Raw genomic sequence first — 201 nt, 5'->3', positions numbered from 1 at the left:
CCGACGGGCAGGGCGGCGCCGACGGTGCGGGCGGCGTCGGTGACGATGCCCATGTCCTTGTGGTGCAGGTCGATGCGGAAGCCGGGTGCGAAGTCGCGGGTCTTGAAGTTGTCCTTCTTGCGGGTCAGGACGGTGGAGCCGGCCAGGCCGCCGTTGAGGACGTCCAGGGCGGCGGCGAGGTCGACGCCGGACTTCTCCAGG

At 71.1% G+C, this 201-nt stretch carries 1 protein-coding gene; it reads right to left on the bottom strand.

Features of this window, described 5'->3' with window-relative positions:
• The coding region (locus IG62_RS0141135; protein WP_030816488.1) for an NAD-binding protein at positions 1-201 on the bottom strand (201 nt) is incomplete at both ends.

Origin of the sequence: Streptomyces sp. NRRL S-337 (assembly GCF_000720175.1) — a bacterium.
GTDB classification, from domain to species: domain Bacteria; phylum Actinomycetota; class Actinomycetes; order Streptomycetales; family Streptomycetaceae; genus Streptomyces; species Streptomyces siderophoricus.
The sequence above is the reverse complement of the archived record's forward strand: the minus strand, read 5'-3'. Positions and strand labels throughout refer to the sequence as shown.